The sequence below is a fragment of the Variibacter gotjawalensis genome (assembly GCF_002355335.1).
Taxonomy (GTDB): domain Bacteria; phylum Pseudomonadota; class Alphaproteobacteria; order Rhizobiales; family Xanthobacteraceae; genus Variibacter; species Variibacter gotjawalensis.
The window spans coordinates 2,184,648-2,202,676 of the sequence record NZ_AP014946.1 but is presented as its reverse complement, the minus strand read 5'-3'; the positions used below and the strand labels follow the sequence as shown (position 1 = coordinate 2,202,676).

The 18,029-nt window shown below is 64.1% G+C and carries 13 protein-coding genes; 2 read left to right on the top strand and 11 right to left on the bottom strand.

All coding sequences use genetic code 11. From position 1 onward, the window contains the following. Positions 1 to 2 precede the first annotated feature (2 nt). Positions 3 to 1,148, top strand: coding sequence for an adenosyl-hopene transferase HpnH (gene hpnH / locus GJW30_RS10720; protein ID WP_096358777.1), 1,146 nt, complete (start codon positions 3 to 5; stop codon positions 1,146 to 1,148). On the opposite strand, the gene GJW30_RS10715 is transcribed toward hpnH, so the two are convergent. The 6 genes from GJW30_RS10715 to GJW30_RS10690 are packed head-to-tail and all read right to left on the bottom strand — an operon-like array spanning position 1,095 to position 7,818. Further along, positions 1,095 to 1,766: a phosphorylase family protein gene (locus GJW30_RS10715; RefSeq protein WP_096355134.1), complete on the bottom strand. Its 672-nt coding sequence runs from the start codon at positions 1,764 to 1,766 to the stop codon at positions 1,095 to 1,097. The two genes, hpnH and GJW30_RS10715, sit on opposite strands and share 54 nt — an antisense overlap. After that, complete coding sequence (gene shc / locus GJW30_RS10710; RefSeq protein WP_096355132.1) at positions 1,766 to 3,718, bottom strand: squalene--hopene cyclase; 1,953 nt, start codon at positions 3,716 to 3,718, stop codon at positions 1,766 to 1,768. Before shc ends, GJW30_RS10715 begins: the two co-directional genes overlap by 1 nt. Then, positions 3,718 to 4,965, bottom strand: coding sequence for a hydroxysqualene dehydroxylase HpnE (gene hpnE, locus GJW30_RS10705; protein WP_096355130.1), 1,248 nt, complete (start codon positions 4,963 to 4,965; stop codon positions 3,718 to 3,720). Before hpnE ends, shc begins: the two co-directional genes overlap by 1 nt. Further along, the gene (hpnD, locus tag GJW30_RS10700; RefSeq protein ID WP_096355128.1) at positions 4,965 to 5,804 is read right to left on the bottom strand and encodes a presqualene diphosphate synthase HpnD; all 840 of its coding nucleotides are present in this window, start codon (positions 5,802 to 5,804) and stop codon (positions 4,965 to 4,967) included. Before hpnD ends, hpnE begins: the two co-directional genes overlap by 1 nt. Further along, positions 5,801 to 6,679, bottom strand: coding sequence for a squalene synthase HpnC (hpnC, locus tag GJW30_RS10695; RefSeq protein ID WP_096355126.1), 879 nt, complete (start codon positions 6,677 to 6,679; stop codon positions 5,801 to 5,803). The genes hpnD and hpnC overlap by 4 nt, the downstream gene beginning before the upstream one ends. Then, positions 6,676 to 7,818: a glycosyltransferase gene (locus GJW30_RS10690; RefSeq protein WP_096355124.1), complete on the bottom strand. Its 1,143-nt coding sequence runs from the start codon at positions 7,816 to 7,818 to the stop codon at positions 6,676 to 6,678. The genes hpnC and GJW30_RS10690 overlap by 4 nt, the downstream gene beginning before the upstream one ends. A 139-nt stretch (positions 7,819 to 7,957) precedes the next feature. Between GJW30_RS10690 and GJW30_RS10685 the strand changes: the two genes are divergently transcribed. Then, entirely contained in the window at positions 7,958 to 8,902 is a 945-nt protein-coding gene (locus GJW30_RS10685; RefSeq protein ID WP_096355122.1) for a polyprenyl synthetase family protein, read from the top strand. Between the two features lie 32 nt (positions 8,903 to 8,934). Here the strand turns inward: GJW30_RS10685 and bcsN are convergent, their stop codons facing one another. Genes bcsN through bcsA form a run of 5 tightly spaced genes read right to left on the bottom strand, consistent with a single transcriptional unit; the run spans position 8,935 to position 17,963 of the window. After that, positions 8,935 to 10,089 (bottom strand): cellulose biosynthesis protein BcsN, encoded by a 1,155-nt coding sequence (gene bcsN, locus GJW30_RS10680; RefSeq protein ID WP_096355120.1) that lies wholly within the window; start codon positions 10,087 to 10,089, stop codon positions 8,935 to 8,937. Further along, entirely contained in the window at positions 10,089 to 11,993 is a 1,905-nt protein-coding gene (locus tag GJW30_RS10675) for a hypothetical protein (protein WP_096355118.1), read from the bottom strand. Before GJW30_RS10675 ends, bcsN begins: the two co-directional genes overlap by 1 nt. Continuing rightward, on the bottom strand, positions 11,975 to 13,096 hold the full coding sequence (locus tag GJW30_RS10670; RefSeq protein ID WP_096355116.1) for a family 8 glycosyl hydrolase: 1,122 nt from the start codon (positions 13,094 to 13,096) through the stop codon (positions 11,975 to 11,977). Before GJW30_RS10670 ends, GJW30_RS10675 begins: the two co-directional genes overlap by 19 nt. Continuing rightward, positions 13,093 to 15,702 (bottom strand): cellulose biosynthesis cyclic di-GMP-binding regulatory protein BcsB, encoded by a 2,610-nt coding sequence (locus GJW30_RS10665; protein ID WP_096355114.1) that lies wholly within the window; start codon positions 15,700 to 15,702, stop codon positions 13,093 to 13,095. Before GJW30_RS10665 ends, GJW30_RS10670 begins: the two co-directional genes overlap by 4 nt. Continuing rightward, positions 15,702 to 17,963, bottom strand: a complete 2,262-nt coding sequence (bcsA, locus tag GJW30_RS10660; protein ID WP_245408725.1) for a UDP-forming cellulose synthase catalytic subunit — start codon at positions 17,961 to 17,963, stop codon at positions 15,702 to 15,704. Before bcsA ends, GJW30_RS10665 begins: the two co-directional genes overlap by 1 nt. Positions 17,964 to 18,029: the final 66 nt, after the last annotated feature.

The following is an 18,029-nucleotide window of genomic DNA, read 5'->3' as shown; positions in this document are numbered from 1 at the left end:
AGATGCCCGTTCCGTTTCTAAAAGAGATCAAGCTCGGCACGTACCTCATCAAGCAGAAGCTGCTTGGCAACAAGCGCTATCCGCTCGTGCTGATGCTGGAGCCGTTGTTCCGCTGCAACCTCGCTTGCGCGGGCTGCGGCAAGATCGATTATCCGGCGCCGATTCTCAATCGCCGCATGACCGTCGAAGAGTGCCTGCAGGCTGTCGACGAGTGCGGTGCGCCGATGGTCGCCATTCCGGGCGGCGAGCCGCTGATCCACAAGGAGATCGGCGAAATCGTTGCGGGCATCATCGAGCGCAAAGTGTTCGTCTCGCTCTGCACGAACGCGCTGCTGCTCGAGAAGAAGCTGCACCTCTTCAAGCCGTCGCCGTATCTGTTCTTTTCGGTCCATCTCGATGGCCTGAAGGATCACCACGACAAGGCCGTCTGCCAGGACGGCGTGTTCGATAAGGCCGTTTCGGCGATCAAGGCCGCGCGCGCCGCGGGCTTCGCCGTCAACGTCAACGCGACAATCTTCGACGGCCACTCGGCCGAGGACATCGCGGGGTATCTCGACTTCTGTAAGGAGCTCGGCGTCGGCGTTTCGATCTCGCCCGGCTACGCCTACGAGCGCGCACCGGACCAGCAGCACTTCCTCGCCCGCAAGAAGACGAAGGAATTGTTCCGCAAGGTGTTCGCACTCGGCAAGGGCAAGAAGTGGAACTTCGTCCACTCGCCGCTCTTCCTCGACTTCCTCGCCGGCAACCAAGAGCATCACTGCACGCCGTGGGGCATGCCGACGCGCAACATCTTCGGTTGGCAGAAGCCGTGCTACCTGCTCGGCGAAGGCTACACGAAGACGTACAAGGAGCTGATGGAAACCACCGACTGGGATTCCTACGGCACCGGCAAGTACGAGAAGTGTGCGAACTGCATGGCGCATTGCGGCTACGAGCCGACTGCAGCCGATCAGATGATTTCGCACCCGCTCAAAGCGCTGAAGTTTGCCTTCACGGGCATCCGCACGGACGGCCCGATGGCGCCGGAAATTTCACTCGCCAATCAGCGCCCGGCCGAGTTCGTGTTCGCCAAGCACGTCGAACACGAGATGGAATCAATCGAGAAGAAGGCCAAGGAGCGGCCCCAGACTCTCACGGCTGCGGAGTAACGCAGCCGTCGCGGTCTTCACGTCGAGACCGGCTCGTATCAATCCAGGCAAATCCTGCGGGCGCCGCGCGAGAGATCGCATCACGGCGCCCGCATTCGTTTGACCTTCCGGTGTCATGCCGACGAGAGCCGACGGCGGCAGCGCGCGCTCGGCCGGATCGCTGATCGCGCGGAGCGCCGCGAATGGAAGCCCGTGTTTCGCCGCAGCGCGCGCGACCTTGTGCGATTCCATATCCACCGTGATCGCGCCGGTGGCTTGGTGGAGAGCGGCTTTCGCTTCCGGAGTCGTGACGGGCGCCGAGACGCCTGCGAAGACGCCGTCGAGCGCGTCCGGGAGCTTCTTGAGAAGCGCAAGCGTCCAATCGGGATCGCAGGTGTAGCGCTCTTCGCCGTGCACGACTTCGGTCGCGACTGCGACGGTGCCGCACGGCGCATGCGGCGCAAGGCCGCCCGCGATGCCGAAACTGATGAGACCGCGCGCACCGTTCGCCAGCGCTGCTTCGAGCGCTGCGTCGAGCCGGCTGCCGTCACCGCCGCGCACGACGACGATGCCGGGCGCCGCGATGATCGCTTCTTCGAAGGTGAGGCCGACGACGGCGATGAGCGGAAGCGCGCTCATCACATGCCGTACGCGACGGTCGGGCTGTTGGCGTTCTGCAGGTTGCGATAGCGCGCCATCGCCCACAGCGGGAAGAATTTCCGGTAGCCGTGGTAGCGCAGATAGAAGACGCGCGGGAAACCGGTCGCGGTGTAGCGCTCCTCGTCCCACAAACCTTCGTCGTTCTGTGTCGCTGCGAGATAGGCGACGCCGCGCTCGACCGCAGGATTGTTGCCCTCGCCTGCCGCCATCAGCGCCAGCATCGCCCACGCGGTCTGCGATGCGGTGCTCGGCGCCGGTTCGTAGCCGCGGTAGTCGAGCTTATAGCTCACGCCATCCTCGCCCCAGCCGCCATCGGCGTTCTGGATCTTGAGCAGCCACGCGACGCCGCGCCGCATCATGTCGTCTTTCTGATCGACGCCGGCGGCGTTGAGCGCGCACATCACGGACCACGTGCCGTAGATGTAGTTGAGGCCCCAGCGGCCATACCACGAGCCTTCCGGCATCTGCGTCTTGCGCAAGTATTCGACCGCGCGCTTGAGGTTCGGATTTTTCTCAATCGTGTCGCCGAGCTGCGCGAGCATCGAGACGCAACGCGCCGTCACGTCCTCGGTCGGCGGATCGAGCAACGCGCCGTGATCCGCGAACGGGATGTTGTTGAGGTAATAATAGGTGTTGTCGGCATCGAACGCCGCATAGCCGCCGTCGTGGCTCTGCAAGCCTTCGATCCATTCGCGGCCGCGCGCGATGGCTTCCTCGAACCGCGCCTCGGTGCCGAGGCCGCGCGAGCGATCCATCGCCATCACGACCACCGCGGTGTCGTCGAGATCCGGATAGTGATCGTTGCGATACTGGAATGCCCAGCCGCCGGGACGAACGTTCGGCCGCGCTTCGGCCCAATCGCCTTTCACGTCGAGAACTTGCAAAGGCTTGAGCCAATCGAGGCCTTTGACGGCTTGCGCGACAGCCTTCTCACCACCCGACTCTAAGAGCGCGTGTGTCACGAGTGCAGTGTCCCACACCGGCGAAAGGCACGGCTGGCAGTAGGCCTCCTCATCCTTGATGATGAGAAGCTTCTCGATCGAGTGACGCGCGATGGCGCGGCGCGGATCGTCTTCCGGCACGCCGAGCACGTCGTACATCATGACGGAATTCGCCATCGCGGGGAAAATCGCGCCGAGGCCGTCCTCGCCGTTGAGCCGCTCGGTGACGAACGACACCGCGCGATCGATCGCGCGCTTGCGGATGCTCTTCGGAAAGAACGGCTCGACGACACGCAAGCACGCGTCGATGACGCGGAAGCCGTAGAACCACGACGCCTTCTGATGCGCGGCGCGCGTCGGTGGGCCGACTGTCTGCGGATCCTGATGGAACAGCTCGTCAATCTTCACACCGAGTTTGTTGCGCGCGCGCGGCTTCAAAGCCTGCAACACGAGCAGCGGCGCGATCACGGTACGCGCCCAATACGAAACTTTGTCGAGGTGGAACGGGAACCACTTCGGCAGCAGCATGATCTCGACCGGCATCACGGGCACGGCCTTCCACGGAATGACGCCGTAGAGCGACAGCAGAATGCGCGTGAAGACGTTCGAGTAGACGGCGCCGCCGCGCGACAAGATCGCTTCGCGCGCGCGCGTCATGTGCGGCGCATTGATATCCTCGCCGATCATCTTGAGCGCCAAATAAGCCTTCACGCTAGCGCTCATGTCGAAGGCGCCGTCGTGGAACAGAGGCCAGCCGCCGTGCTTGCCCTGAATGCGGCGGAGATAAACCGCGATCTTTCGCTCGAGTTCGTGCGCTACCGGCTCGCCAAGATAGTGGCGCATGAGGACGTATTCGGCCGGAATCGTCGCGTCGGCTTCGAGCTCGAAGACCCAATGGCCGTCCGGCTTCTGGTCCGCGAGAAGCGCATCGGTCGCTTTGCCGATGTGGCGCTCCAAGACTTCGCGGGGGAGTGTCGCGCTTTGATCCATTATCTGCTCATCAGAAGATCGGCCGCGCGATTGCCGGAGCGCGTTGCGCCCTCGAGCGTCGCCGGCAGGCCGGTCTGGGTGAAATCGCCCGCGAGGGCCACGTTTTTCCAGCGCGTAGCCGTGCCGGGTCGCTTGGCGTTTTCGGCTGGAATTGAGGCAAAAGTCGCACGGCGCTCGCGGACGATCTGCCACCGCGGCATCGGCGTGCCGGTAAGGCCCGTGACTGCCGCGACCTCTTGCCAGATCGCCTCTGCTAGCTGCTCGCGCGGCTCGGCCATCAGGCGCTCGGCGCCGCTAACCGTGACCGAAAGCCGGTTAGGAAACGCGAAAATCCACTCGGTGGTCGCGTTGACGACGCCGATCAATTGCGAAACGCCCTTCGGAGGCTTGATCGCGAAATGCACGTTGAGGATTGGTCGCATGTCGGTCGGCACGTTGAGGCCTGGGATCAGCGTCGCGGCGGCGTAAGCCGGGACCGCGACGACGACGGCGTCGTCCCCTTCGAGCAGGATCGTGTTCTCGCCGAAGTCGAGCGCGGTCGCGCGGTCGCCCTCGTGGAGGATGCGGCGCAGTTCGTGACGCATACGCACTTCGCCGTGCCCCTCGGTGATACGCGCGACGGCGGGCTCGATGAGCACGTCACTCAGACCTGTGCTCGCGATCAGCGGTCGGCACTGCTGACCACCGGCCGCAAGCGTCTCGCGCACGACTTGCGCGGCCAGCGCCGACGATCCGGTCTTCGGATCGACGTTGAGCGCCGCCAACATCAACGGCTGGATCAGGCGCTCGTAGAGGACGCCACTGGTCGGAATAACATCGGCGAGCGGCTTGTCGCTGCTCGACATCAGCAACGGCACGAGCTTGAGATAGTCGACTGTCGTCGTGCCGGGCACGCGGCTCTTCGGATCGAAGACCCACCACGGTATCCGGCCCGGGCTGATACGCAGCTTCCAGTGAAGATTGCTCTTGAGGTCGTAGAAATCGAAATCGGGTTTCGCCGGACCGGAGAGACGGTCTTCGGTGCCGAGCGTGCGCGCATATTCGAGCACTGCGTGGTTCGCCGACAGCAGAAGGTGGTTGCCGTTGTCGATCACGAGGTCTGTCGCTGCATCGTAGAACGAGCGGCAGCGGCCGCCGACATGGCCGGTCGCCTCATGCACGATCGTGCGATAGCCATTCTCCTGCAGGCGAATGGCAGCGGCGAGACCGGCAAGGCCGGCACCAATGATGTGGACTGTGCTGGGCATCAGATAAACGCGTATTTCAAAATGGCGATGAGAAGTTTTGGCTTGGAAATGCTGACGCGCTCGCGCGGCGGCGCAAAGCCGCGCGCGACAAGCCCGTCGAATATAGCACGATAAGCTTCGCCCATGATGCGTGGAGCTTTGACCGTGCGTCGCGGGGCGGCAGCCATGATTGCGTCGGCGCGCGCGAAGTGATCGCGGGCGCGCGCCAGGACCGCATTGCCGACCTCGCCGATGCGCGGGCTCGCGATGGCGGCATGCGGATCGGTCGTCGTGATGCCGGCTGCTTCGAGCGCTTCACGCGGCAGATAAAGACGGCCGATGTCGGCGTCCTCGTCGATATCGCGCGAGATGTTGGTGAGTTGCAGCGCGCGGCCGAGATGATACGCGAGATCGATACCGGCCTGCTCTTCCATGCCGAAAACACGAACCGAAAGCCGCCCGACTGCGCTCGCGACGCGATCGCAGTAAAGGTCGAGCGTTGCCCAATCGGGCGCGCGAATGTCCTCGATCGCATCCATTTCCATGCCGTCGATCACGGCGTGGAAATCCTCACGGCGCAGACCGAACTCTTTCACCGCGCGCGCAAGCCCATCGAGGCCGATGACGCGTTCACCGGCATAGAGCGCATCAATGTCGCTGTGCCAGGCCTTGAGCGCGAGCTTGCGCTCATCGCGCGGGCCGCCCTCGTCCGCGATGTCGTCGACGCGACGGCAGAACGAATAAATCTCGAACATCGCGTCGCGCTGCGCGCGCGGAAGAATGCGCATCGCCATGTAGAACGAGGAACCGCCGGCGCGCGTGGCGGCTGTCGGCTCCTCGGTTGTCGGTGCAACACTCATCGCTGCACCGTTTGCGCGGCTGACGAACGGCGCGAGAACAGGCGGCCGAACGCACCTTTGATAAGGCCCGTCAGCGCGATGCCGGCCATCGCGCCCTTGCCGAGATGCACGCGATCCTTGAGCGGATCGCGCGCCTGCAGCATTGCGTTGATACGCTCGGCCAGGGTCACGATAACGCTGATTTCCAACGCAAGGCGGCCGTCGCGAATTTGGCGGACGAGAGGCGCGCCGTCGCGAATGAGAGTTTCAGTGCGCTTGGCGAGTCCATGCAGCACAGCAAGTAACGCCGGCGAAGACTCGGCCGCGCCGAGCGCTTCGGTCGGAACACCCGCGGCGTTCAACGTCTCCTGCGTCACGTACACGCGGTCGAGCTCGCGGAAATCCTTGCCGCAATCCTGCAAGTGATTGTTGATCTGCAGTGCGGCGCAGACGAGGTCGGAAGCCGGCCACGTGTCGCGGCTCTCACCATGCACGTCGAGCACGAACCGCCCGACCGGCATCGCCGAATAGCGGCAATAGTGGATGAGTTCATCCCAATTCGCGTAGCGGCTCTTGGTGACGTCCATGCGAAACGCGGTGAGCAGATCCTGCGCATGCTGCGGCGAGAGACCGCGCTTTGCGAGCGCTTCGCGCAGCACGACTCCGGCGCGTTCGTTGTCGTCCTGTCCCAGCAGCGTCGCTTCGAGACGATCGAGATGCGCGAGCTTCTCGGTTTGGCTCAACGTCGTGTGATCCGCGATGTCGTCGGCGATACGAACGAAATCGTAGAAGGCCATGATCGGCGCGCGATGCTCCGGCCGGATGACGCGCGACGCGACCGGGAAATTCTCGTCCTTGTGCCCCTTGCCGGAGCGGAGATCGGCCGGTGCGCTCATTGCTGCGCCACGTTGGCTTGCATGCGGCCCTTCCAGGCGCCGCCGCGTCCGCGCAGATACTGATACGCGGAGTCGATCGTGTAGAGGCTGTAGAGCAGTGCGATGCCTGGCAGCGCCAAGCCCCACAGCGGCGACATTTTGTAGAAGCGCAGTGTCGGCTGGAAGGCGAGCGCCATCATGCCCCACGCTGCCGCTGCCATCAGTTGTCCGCCGCCGCTGCCGATAATCGTGACGACCGGCGGCACCAGATAGGTCATCGCCATGCCGAGCACGGTGCCCAGCAGCAGCACATAGGAAAACTTCAGCTGCGCGAAAGCGGAGCGCGCAACCATCTTGCGGCAGTCCGCGAAATCGTAGGGGCGGATGCTGTGCGCGCGATCCGTCAGGCCGAGCCAGATCGGACCCTGCTTCTTCATGACGGCGCCGAGAGAACAATCGTCGATCAGCGCGCCACGAATGACATCGATGCCGCCCGCCGCCTTCAGCGCGTCGGCGCGCACCAGCATGCAGCCACCGGCTGCCGCCGCCATTGGGCTTTCGCGGCGGTTCACCCACGGAAATGGGTAGAGCATCTGGAAGAAGAAGATGAAGGCCGGGATGTGGATGCGCTCGGCGAGCGTCTCGCAGCGCAGCTTCGCCATGAATGACGTGAGGACGTTGCCGCGCTTCTCGGCGAAGGCGACGAGCCAGCGAACCGAATCCGGCGTATGCGCGATGTCGGCGTCGGTGAGGAGAATGTAGCGCGGTGAGCCGTCCGCCTCGGCGGCTTCGATGCCCTGCTTCACCGCATAGAGTTTCCCGGTCCAACCTAGCGCTAGCGGCTGGCCGGTGACGACCTCGAGCCGCGTCGAGCCATGTGCCGCAGCGCGCGCAATGCCGGCGGTATTGTCGGTCGAGTTGTCGTCGACCAGCACGGCGCGGAATTTGCCCGGATAGTCCTGCGCGACCAGCGAGCGGATGCATTCGGCGATGTTCTCGGCCTCGTCGCGGGCCGGAACCACGGCAACAACATCCGGCCAGGTCTCCGGATCGGCCACAGGCGCGTCGTCGCGCTCGGTGCCCAGCCAGAATCGACCGTGAACCGTAAGCAGATACGTCCAAATTCCGAGCGCGATGGTTGCGAGAATGCCGTTTATCATAGTCGGATGGCTGTCTTGCTGCCCGAGGGCGCGCAGACTAGAACGATCTCAATTCCTTGCCAGTTGGGGTGCCGGTATCGGCGTATTCGCCCCTCGGGGGTCTCGACCTTGAGACCACCGTATCCGGAGCCCGAAAGTCTTGAATACACCTACGAAGATCGCGGCTGTATTTCAACAGCGCTTGACCGACATCGCTAACGATACGGAGGCGGCGCTCGACCGCCTTTTGGGACCGGATTCCCGTACCGGTGAGCGCGCCCGTCCGGCTCACCTGATGGAGGCGATGCGTTACTCGACGCTCGGCGGCGGAAAGCGTTTCCGGCCGTTTTTGGTGGTCGAAAGCGCGGCATTGTTCGATGTGCCGCGTGAACGCGCGATCCTGGTCGGCGCGGCCCTCGAATGCATCCACTGCTACTCGCTGGTGCACGACGATTTGCCCGCGATGGACAACGACGACCTGCGCCGTGGCCGTCCGACTGCCCACAAGAAATTCGACGAAGCGACCGCGATCCTCTCGGGCGACGGCCTGCTGACGCTCGCCTTCGACATTTTGTCGCGCCCCGAAGTGCACCCGGACGCCGCCGTGCGAATCGAGCTTGTTTCGTCGCTGGCGATCAATGCGGGCCTGGGCGGCATGGTCGGCGGCCAGATGCTGGATCTCGCGGCCGAAGGCCGGTTCGGTGACGGCAAGCCGCAGCCGCTGAAGCAGAATGAGATCGAGACGCTGCAGGCGATGAAGACCGGCGCCCTGCTCCGCTACGCCTGCATCGCGGGCGCGATGCTCGGCAGCGCCGACAAAACGCAGCGCGCGGCGCTCGAGCGTTACGGCGCGGTGCTCGGCGAAGCGTTCCAGATTGCCGACGATCTGCTCGACGTCGAAGGTGATGCCGCAACCGTCGGCAAGGCGATCGGCAAGGATGCCGGCATGCAGAAGGGCACGCTGGTCAGCTTGCTCGGGCTCGACGGCGCGAAGCAGCGTCTCGCCGCGCGCGTGACGGAAGCCGAGGAATCGCTCGCGCCGTTCGGTGAACGCGGCGAGGTTTTGAAGGCTGCGGCCCGCTTCGTCGCCGAGCGTAAGGCGTGACCTAACTTCAATCTCGCAGAATCAACGCGCGCTTACTGCGCGTTGCGTCCGCTCGGGCCCTGATACGCGGCGGCCGGCAAGCTCGGGTCGAGCGTCTGACGCACCGGGATCGGCGACGGCGTGATCACGCGCGGCTGGTTCTGCACTTGCGGCGCAGGCGGCTGAACCTGCGGCGCGGGCACACGCGGCCCCGACGGCGCGGTCGGTTGACGCGGCGCCTGCTGTTGCGGCACGGGGCCGAGATAACGTGTGCCGGGTTGTTCGGGTGGAGCGTTCGGCGCAGTCGGCTGCGGAATCGGCGATGCTGCGGGTGGCGGCACCGGCACGTTGCGCGGAGCCGGCGCGACATACGGTTGCTCCTGCGGCTCGGCGGGCGGTGCGCGGCGTACAACGCGGCGGCGCACAGGGCGCTCGACGACGACGGGCGCTTCGGCGCGATCCGGCACGCCGGTCAATTCGCTTTCGAGCGAGCGCGTCGATGCGATATCGCCACGCGTGACGACATTCGCGGTTTCCTTCGCGGTGCGCGAGATGATGAGGCCGTTCATCGAACCGGCGAGTTGGTCGACGCTGACGCCGTTGCGACACATGCGGAAACGCACGGCGCCGGACGCGCCGCCGGTCCCGGCGACGGCGCCGAGTTTTGCGAATAAGCCGGCGCGGCTGCCCTTCACGTCGCCGACGTCATCGATCCACTGCCACGCGTAGATGCAGCGCATGCCGCCTGTACCGCGACCGATCGCGAGACCGTATTGTCCGTAGGCGTTGCGCATCGGGCGCGCGACGACCTGCATGCTGACACTCGGAAAGCGTTCGGAGAGTTCGACGCGAATACCTTCTTCGGACGGCCGAACCATTGGGATCGACGGCCCCTGCCCGACGCGCGGCTGATTGGTGCGCAAGCCAACATCGAGACGATTTTCGTTACCCTCGGCGCTGCCGTACACCATCTGCTGGCCGACGCCGTCGGTGAATTCGACTTCACGCACTTCCATCACGATGCCGGTGCCGGCGGGCATACGGACGAAGGCGCCCTCGCTGCCCACGCTGCGCAGCACGCCATAGCGCGTGGTGCTGCCCGTCGGTTCTGCTTCAAAACGCGCGCGCGTCTCCACCGGCCCGCTGCAGGCCGCGAGAGCGGCGAGAGCGGTAACGGCAAAGGAAATGCGCGCGAGGCTTTGGATCATCAACGAATTCTCGGCTTCACGACCTGCACCGGAATGACCACGGCAGGACCGCTTTGCTGTTGTTGTTGCTGCATCGCCCACCAGGTGCCCTCAGGCGGCTGCTGTGCGCCGGCCGGAGGCCACGTCGAGGTCTCGATGCCGTTCCATCCTGGCAGCAAAGTGAAACCAAATCGTTCATACGGCATCGGTCCGACGCCCGGCACGCGCCGCGCGACCTGCGGATACGGACCTGTGTAAGTCTCGCGCCCGAAGGCGACATTCGTTGCCGGTGTGAATGCGCCCGAACCCGCAAAGCGCAGCGGATTTTCCGGCGAGATCGGGAGCGGGAATTCTTTTTTCGCCAGCACACGATTGAACGCCTGCATCTCCTGCTGCGTCACCGACGCGTAATTCGACGGCGGCGCTACGCGGCCTGCCGCATCACGCGGCGTCGGCAGCGGATCGCGCGTCGTGCGCGCTTGAATGTTCGCGTCGCATGCATGCGGCGGACGCTGCACGTTGTCCGGTACGATCAGGCCGACGAGTTCCGGGAATAGGCCGTCGTAGCGGTTGACCATGTCATTGAAGTCTTTGACGCGCTTCAAGCGGCGTAGCGTGAGCGCATAGCCCATCGCGGTCGTCGCCTTCGGATACCAGGCCACCGCACGCTCGAACCAAGGCAACGCCGAGTCGAACTGACAGGAGTTGTAGGCGTACCACGCGAGTGCCTGCGCGCCCTCACCCGACTCGCCCTGCATGACGACACGGCCGTAGCGGCTAAGGCGCTCGGTCTCGATCGCGACCGGGATCTCGCGCGTCAGGTCTTCGGCGAGAATGTCGACGAACAGGATCGCGTTGTGCACAAGCGGCTCGCGCCAAGCGTAAGCGACTTCCTCGGCCTCGCGTCGCATGCCGAGACGCAGCAACGTGTGCGCGAGACCGTGTGCGATCATCGCATCGCCGCCGCGTTCCAGCGCGAGCTTGAACATCTCGAGGGCATCCGGATATTGCGCGCGACGGAACGCATACCACGCGAGCAACCCGGCATCGCCCGGATCGGACGCTTTGGCGACCGTCTTATAGACTTCGGCGACGTCCGCGGGCGGAACTTCGTCGTTGCGGTCTTCCTGCAGATACGCGCTGATGCGGGCGCGCGTGATGTCCGGCCAGATCGCGGCGAGTTCGCTGCGCGGATTCGGCAGCGTCGCCATCAGGCCTTCGACCTGCGACATCGGCAGCGCGGCCATCGCTTTCTGGATCGTTGCGACACGATCTTCAGCCTTCGCACTCGCCAGGATGATGTCGTAAATCTTGCGTGCTTCCTGGATTTGCTTTGCCTTCGCGTAAGTCTCGGCCAACATCCATTGGACGTCGACATCGAGTTCGCTCGCCTGCAACGAAGCGGACTTGATGAACGCGAAAAGCACTTCGCTGTCGTTCTGCGCGACGAGCGAGAGAATCTTGATGCGCAGTTCCTTGCGCGCCAACTTCGTCAGAAGATCGCGCGACGGCTTCCAGCCCGGCTGAACCTGCTTGCGTTCTTCGATCGCGTTGTGCAGCTCAGCGATCTTGTCGAGCGAGAACAGCGCCCAGAGTTCGTCTTCGTCGCCGCCGCCGGGCTCAACCGTGCGATAGAGATCGGCCGGCGGACGCCAACCCGGATGCAAACGCTGCAGACGACGCGTCTCGACCTCGACGCGCTCTGTTTGGCGCATCGATGCGTAGTAACGCAGCGCACTCTCGTCGACATCTTCCTCGACAGGCGTCGGCGTTACAGCGCTTCGCGGTGCCGCAGTTGCCGACGCGGCGGGCTTCGCGGGGACAGGCTCGCGCATGCCCGTGATGAAGCCGTCGCCGTCTGCCGCACCGGCGGTGCCGGCGAACAGAACGACTGCAGCGAGCGCCGCTATTGCGTGCGCATGCATGAGCGATACCTCATTTGCGCAGCGACGAGCGCCATCAGGTGAAGCGTCGCGGGATAATAGTTTTCAGTTGGAGACGGCGACGCGAAATCGCGCGGCAGCGGAGCGCCGGTGGCGGCGCATTGCGTGAGCGCGGCGAGCGATGCGTAACCGCTCTCCGACATCGGCTGAACCTTGCGCCCGCTAGCAACTTCGATCGCGGCGAGCGAACCGTTGCTCCAAGCGTTGACGAACGGCGCGTAGTGTTCGCGGCCACCAACGCCGGCCCACGCCATGTAGAGCGGAATGCGGATCGCGTTGTAGGAGAACTGCGCCGGGAAGCCATCAGCCGGACGCATCTCGGCGCCGGCAGCAGACACCCACTCGGTCGGCAGACCCATCGTGCCGAAGCGCGAGGCGGCAAGAAGGTCGAGGCCTGACTGCGTCACGCCGGCCCAGTTGAACTCCGGCGCGACGAGGTTGAGGCGCGAGAAGGCCGGGAACACCCAGTACGAGATGTTGATGACCGGGCCGTCCTTACGATGCTCAGCCGCAAAGCCCGTGATGCCGGGCAGCAGCATCGGCCCAAAGCGCGTCTTGTTGACGATGACCTTGCGGCCAAGCTCGACCGCGATGCGGCGGCCGGCGACCTTGTACGACGTGTCCGACCAAAGTTCAGCAGCCTCGGCCAGCGCCCACGCGATCAAGATGTCGCCGTCGCTTGCGTTGTTCATGTCGGCGACGGCCGGACGCGCATTCGGCTCCCAACGCCAGGCGACGAGCTGATCGTCGCGCACCATCAGGTTCGCGCGCGTCCAATTCCAGATGCGCTCGAAGCTCGCGCGATCGCGCGCCGCGACCGCGAGCAGCATGCCGTAGCCCTGCCCTTCGCTGTGGCTGATATTGCCATTCGCGGTGTCGATGACGCGGCCCGTATCGGTGACGAACCGCTGGCGATAGCTCGCCCAGTGTTGTGGGTTGAGCGTGCCGGCGAGCGGCATCGGCGTTGCGTCGAGAACGAGCGGCGCGCCGCCTGCCGAAGGACGCGAGTTCGTTTGCGCCAGCGCGATCGATGAGCCGAACGTGGCGGCACTCAAAAGCGATGCGAGGACAATCTTTTTGATCATTGTTGTTTGCGTCCCAAATTACGGAGCAACCAGCGAGTACTCGCGCTCAGGCAGATGGCGAGCAGAAGCGCGATGGTCACGTAGATCGTCTGATTGAGCGACAGCCAGCTCGCCATGATGAGGCGGTAGTTGCCGAGCGACGGCGGCTGCGTGCTGATGAAGCGCAGCGAGTCCGCCGCGACGGTCGACATCTGACCTTCCGACGCATCGAGGAAGGAGATGCGGCCGTCGATCTGGCTCCAGACGCGCGGATCGACGAGGCAGCCGACCGACTCGCCGAGCAACTCGGATGTCGGCGCGGTCACGACGGTCCAGACGTCATCGACCGTGCCGCCGAGCATGTTCTGCGCGAGGATCAGCGACGAGCGCGCCGAGACAGCGGGCGCGAGTTTCTTTTCTTCGGTCCAGATCGCGGTCGTCTTCTTGACGGTCGTCGTGATGCTATCGATCCAACCACTGACGGTGTCGTTGATCGCCCAGAACCAGCGCTTGATGCGGCCTTGCGCATCGACATCCTGCTTCCACTCGTCGAGTAACGAACGATCGCCGTCGTTGTCGCGGCGCGCTGACGGCGGCTCCATAGGGCCACGCAACGTGTCAGGTGTCGCAGCTGCGGCCGGTGTGACGGCTGCGGGCAGCACAAGCCCGCGGTTGGTTAGACCGCATGACGTGGGGAAGTTACGCTGCAGGATGATGCGCTGGCGCGTCGCACGCTCGACCGTCGAGATCGCGGCCTCGCGGCGCGGCGGCGCATCCATACGCGCCTGCCAAGCCTTCTTCACCTGCTCGATGTCGAGCCCGGCTTTGGTAATGATGTCGTCCGTCATCGCGCGCAGCGACGACACGACGAGCGTCGGGCCCGATCCCGCCGGCGGCGGCGTGATGGTGACTTGGAAGTCGATCGGCTTTCCAGCCGACACAGCAAGACGCGTCGCGAGCGTAGCCGCCGCATTCATCGTGAAGCGATCCGGCGCCGGAACATACAGCTTCGGCCGCGTGCCGGTGTCCATCCCGAACGGGAACGAACCCGTCGCCGTCACGGCAAGGTTCGGCATGCGCGCGATGCGCGCGATCTGCGGCAGCACGATCTCGCTGCTGTCGAGCAGCAGGAAGCGTTTCTTGCCTTCGAGCGCGGCGAGCGGATCGCATTTGCGATCGGTCGCCATCGGCACTTGCGCCTGCAGCTCGATCCGGTTGAGGCCGGGACGCAATGAGCCGAGCGCAAGCGGAATTTCGTTGCGCTGGAATACTTCGCCGCTGGAGCGCGTGAGGCTCAAGCTCGCGGCGTGACGATCGTTGACCGTGACCAGCACTTCGGACTGCGATAGGAGGCCGGGCGCATAACCGCCGTCGAGCGAGATCTGCATCTTCGCGTAGTCGGCCGGATAGAAATCCGGCGGCAGCGTCAGATTGAAGGCCGAACGGAAGAAGCGGCCGCTGAACTCTTCGCTCGCGACACCGAGCTCCTTCAGCTTGACGCGGGCGCCGCCTTCGACGCGATAGCCCGGAAAGCCGTTAGCCGCGCGCAGGCCCTGCACAGTGCCGCGCTGTTCCTTCGCGACATTCAGGCGACGTAGTGCGTCGGCGAGTTCCTGATTGTTCTGTCCGGTGATGATGACGGTCGTGCGATAGGCTGGGTTGTTACGCTGAACGATAACGCGCGGCCCCGTGATCGGGCCGATGCCAAGCTTCTCGCTGATGCCGCTGAGTTCGTCCGCGGTGCCGATGACGAGATTGATTCCGTTGTCGCCTTCCGCCATCGGGCCGAAGTCGACGGAGGGCTGCTCGAAGCGGCCAGCGAGCACGATTGCCTGCGCGGCGCGAATGAAGTTTTCGATATTCGCGAGGCTCGTCTTCTTCGGGATCACGGCGCGGATCGGCAACGCGCCATTCGCGTCGGCCGGCAATGCGGCGAGATCGAAGAGTTCGACGACGCCCGGATCGTCAGCCGGAATGATGATGCCGGTCTGCGACGGATCGATCTGCGTCCAAAGTTCGTAGGTCGCGCCGAGCGAGCAATCGACACGGTGACGCTGTTCGACACCGATTTTCACGGCGTTAAAGCCGTATTGCAGCAGGTTCGACGGAATTTCGAACTCGATGGTGCGCACGCCCTTCGGCGGCAAGATGCGGGTTCGGCCGACGACCTTGTCGTTGATCGAAATCGTGAGGTTCGATGCTTCCGGCATCACCGAAACGGACGAGAGATAACCGACGCGCACGCGCAAGGCGCGGCGGCTCTGCGCTTCGGTGACGAAGATCGGCCATTCGGCGTCGCCCACTTCGCCGACCAACCGATAACCCTGCACGTTGTTCGGTAGATGGCGGAACGACGACTCGGTGCGCGGCAAGAAGCTCGCGGGAGCAGCCGGCGGCGGCGCAGCCATCGGAGATGCCATCGGCGCGGCGGATTGCGGCGGCTCCTCGGAGCGCGGCTGATTTTCGGTCATGCCGGAGAAGCCGCTCGGGAAGATCGCGTTCGCGGGCGGATCGGACGCAACGAAGCCTTGTTGCGCCGAGACGGTCGCCGCAAGCGCAAGCGCGAGGACGCCGGCGCAGACGCCGGCGAGCCCATGACGCTTGAATTTTGCGGCGCGCTTGGCCATCAGGCGCTCCGTGGTTCTGGAATGCCGCTTGCGGCGGCAGCTGCGGCAGCGTCGGCTTTTTCTTGCCTGAGCCGCTGCGTAATCGTCTGCAGCGGATCGAGCGTCGCGTCGACCGTCTTGTCGACCTTCTGCTCCGCCGTCGATGTTTCCTTCGGTGCGTCGACTATGCTTTGCGCCGTCTTGCCGCGGATCAGCAGCGAGAAGGCGCGGATCGGTTCGGTCACGCCCCAGATCAACATCTGGAATGTGCCGGCGAAGAGATTCTTGTGCGAGCGGCGATGGTCGAGGAACCGCTGCAGAGCGCTCGCCTCGCCGTACATCAGATCCGCGAGCGCATTGTATTCGCGGTTGGTAATGCCGTCGAATTCGAAACCGTAGTAGTTCGTCTCCGGCGACTGCGCGTGGCGTAGAACGACCGGCAGGCTCTCGTCGGTGACGCGATTGCCAAGCGGCACGATGTGAAGACGGCCTTTGGTGATGTCACCCGGCAGCGCGCCTTCGACCGGGCGAATGCCGCAGCCGCCGGTCGACACGTTGATGACGATGACCGGAACGACGCGGCCGTTTGCGCTCAGCGCGGCGCTGCGTTCGATGCCGAGGCGCGGATGACGATCGACGGCGCGGCGTTCCGAGACGACGCCGAGTGCTGCGCCCGCGATGATGAGATTGAACGTGTTCCACAGGCCGACAATCAGCATCAAGTTGGTGACGCCGGGCTCGAACATGTAGCGATAGAAAGCGACACAGCCGCCGAACATCAGCAAGGCGTAGATCGCGAAATACGGCCAAGCCAGTTCCGACAGATGATCTTTGTCGAGCGAGAGGCCCTTCGCGGTGACGTTGAAGGTCGGCTTACGCGGGCTCAAGACAACCGAAAAAATCGCCTTCGAGAGATAGACGCCCTGAACGTATTCGTAGAGCTCCGAAATCCACGGCCAGCGCACGCGGCCGTAGAGGAAGTTCTGCAGCAGCATGTTCACGACGATGTAAGTCGACGTGTAGGCAATCGCTTCGTCGACGTTCGACACGAAGATCTTGGTGTCGAAGAAGATGTAGATCAGCGGCGCGAACATGAAGATCAGGCGCGGCAGCGGGAAGAACCAGAACGTCATGCTCGAGAGATACGCGATGCGCTGAATGAAATTCAGGCCGAGCTTGAGCGACGGATTCTTCAGCATCAGGATTTGGAACATGCCCTGACACCAGCGCGAACGCTGACCGATGAACGACGAGAAGGTTTCCGGCTGCAAGCCGGCGATCAGCGGCTTGTCGACGAAAACGCTGGTCCAGCCCTTCGCGTGAAGTTCGAACGCGGTCTCGCAGTCTTCGGTGATGGTGATACCCGAGAAACCGCCGGTCGTTTCGAGCGCGGCGCGACGCAGCAACGCCGCGGAGCCGCAGAAGAACGAGCCGTTCCACTTGTCGAGACCGCGCTGCGTGACCGAGTAGAACATCTCGTTCTCGGACGGCATGCGCTCCCAGGTCTGCAGGTTGCGCTCGATCGGGTCCGGATTGAGGAACACGTGCGGCGTCTGCACAAGGAAGAGCTTCGGGTCGCGCTTGAAGTGGCCGATCGTCTCGCGCAAGAATTCGCGGAACGGCGCGTGGTCGGCATCGAACACGACGATGACTTCGCCGTTCGAATGCTTCAAGCCGTTGTTCATGTTGCCGGCTTTGGCGTGCTCGTTCTTCGCGCGCGTTAGATATTGCGCACCGAGTTCGGAGCAAAGCTTCTGCAATGACAATCGCCGCGCAAGCGCGGCAACGGCTTTCTCGGGATTCGAGTCGTTACACTTCTGATCCGTCCCGCCGTCGTCGAGCAGCCACACGGTGAGCTTGTCGGGCGGATAGTCCATCGACTTGGCGGCCGCGATGGTGGTCGCAAGGATGTATTCGTCCTCGTTGTACGAGGGCACGAACACGTCGACGGTCGGCAGTTCATTGTCTGGATCGACCGGCATCGGCGGACGTTTCAACGGGTCCGCATTGACGATGAGGCTGATCGCGAGAATGAGGAAGCAGTAGAGTTCAGCCATCAGCAGCGTGAAGCCGAAGCCGAAGCCGATCGGATCGCTCAGCGGCGGCAGAGTGCTGGTCGCGCGCCAGTAAACGTAGCGCATGACGACGAAGCTGCCGAAAGCGATGAAGAGCTGACGCGCGATCGAGATGCTGGAGAAGAATGTCCACAGCACAAGCATCGCGATGATGATCGTGACTCCGAGCAACAGCTGCGCCTGGACGCTAACGGGCTGCATCAGCATGATCATAGCGATCGTTGCTGAGAGTCCCCATGCCGCCCATCGGAGCGCAGCTAGCATTCAGATCGG